Consider the following 1,868-nt stretch of genomic DNA (forward strand, 5'->3'; position numbering starts at 1 on the left):
TCGGCAGGAACTTCTGCGCGGTGGGGCTGCTCGACACCAGCAGGGTCACGCCGGGGATGGGCGTCAGTTTCCAGTTGCCGTCGGCGGCAGGGTTGACGGTCTGCTGGTTCTGGAAGTAGGAAATGAGCGCCTGCCGCGTTTCGTCGGGGGCCTGCAGGACGATGTTCTTGCCGTCCAGACCGGGGAACTTGCCGCCGCCCGAGGCGCGGTAGTTGTTGGTGGCGATGACGAACTGCTGGGCTGGGTCAATCGGCTTGCCCTGGTACTGAAGGTTCTTGACGCGGCGGGCGTTCTCATTGGCGACCTTGCCGTCGCTGCCGTAGCGGGAGGGCTGGGTCACGTCTATTTCGTAGGTCACACCGTCGATCACGTCGAAGTTGTAGGTGGGGAAGGACTCGTCCACCAGCGCCTGAGGCTCGGTCTTGGTCGGGTCAATCTGCTTGAACTGTCCCGCCGAGCGCTCCAGCCATTCCTGCACCTGTGCCCCCGTGACCAGCACGGCCTGCACGGTGTTGGGGTACACGTAGAGGTCGGCCACGTTCTTGATGGCGAGGGTTCCGGCGGGAATGTCGGTGTAGTAACTTGCCCCGGCGCGGCCCCCGGCCTTGAAGGGTGCGGCGGCGCTCAGCACCGGGAGGTCTTTGTACTGGGTGTCTTTCAGCGCGTTCTTGACATAGGCGGTCTGGGCGTTGCTCACGAGCTGCACGCTGGGGTCGTCCTGCACCAGCGCCCAGTAGGAATTGATGGGGGCGCTCAGGTCGGCCACCTTGCCGCGCACATAGTTCAGCGTGCCTTCGTGCTGCGCCTTTACGGCGGCGGCGATGGCGGGGTCGGGCTGCACCAGATTCTTCTTGCCCGCCTTGTCCCAGATGGGGCGCAGGGCCGCCTGACTGTCCACCACGTTCCACTTCTTGGCGTCGGGGTCGTAGCTCAGCTTGAGGTCGATGACGCCGAGGTTGTTGCCCCAGAAACCGGGCATGGTCTGGGGTTTGCCGCCGATGGTGCCCTTGGTGAGGTCGGCCCCCGCCACATCCTTGTAGGTGGCGCTGGGAAATTCCTGGTGGCTGTGGCCGCTGAGCACCACGTCGATGCCGGGCACGCGGGTCAGGGCCGCGCCCGCCGCTTCCTGCCCGGCGGTGTACTCGCCCCGGTCAATGCCCGAGTGGTTGAGCGCGATGATGATGTCGGCGCCCTTCGCCTTCATCTCGGGGACATAGCGGTTGGCGGCTTCGAGCATGTCGGTGGCCTTGACCTTGCCTTCGAGGTGCGCCTTGTCCCACTGCATGATCTGCGGCGGCACGAAGCCGATGATGCCCACGTTGACGACAGCGGGGCGGCCTTCCACGTCCTTGAGCACCTTGCGCTGAATGACGTAAGGCGTAAAGCGCGGCGTGCCGTCGAGGTTCTGCACGTTGGCGCTCACATACGCCATCGGTGCGGCCTTCAGCACGCGGTCAAGGTAGTCCAGCCCGTAGTTGAATTCGTGGTTGCCGAGCGTGGCGGCGTCGTACCGCAGGGTCTGCATGGCGCGGTGCATGGGGTGCATTTCGCCCGCCTTCAGCGGCTGCACGCGGGCCACGTAGTCGCCCAGTGGGTTGCCCTGAATCAGGTCGCCGTTGTCGAACAGCAGCGAATTGGCTTTCTCGGCGCGGGCCGCCTTAATCAGGCTGGCGGTGTACTCCAGGCCGAACTCGCCCGTGGGCTTGTCCTGGTAGTAGTCGTAGCCGAGCGCGTGCGTGTGCAGGTCGCTGGTTTCCAGAATGCGGAGGTCCACCGTCTGGGCACGCTGGCCCTGCATGGCGGTGCAACTGGAGAGCAGCAGGCCGGTCAGAAGAAGCAGAGAAGGTCTCATCTCCCTCAACATAAAC

General features: G+C 64.8%; 1 protein-coding gene. It reads right to left on the reverse strand.

Going from position 1 to position 1,868, the window contains the following annotated elements; translation table 11 throughout:
• Positions 1-1,852 (reverse strand): 2',3'-cyclic-nucleotide 2'-phosphodiesterase (gene cpdB, locus Q4C89_RS09765; RefSeq protein ID WP_368493231.1); only part of this gene is annotated, 1,852 nt, incomplete at its 3' end.
• Positions 1,853-1,868 lie beyond the last annotated feature (16 nt).

The organism is Deinococcus sp. (genome assembly GCF_030523985.1).
Lineage (GTDB): Bacteria > Deinococcota > Deinococci > Deinococcales > Deinococcaceae > Deinococcus.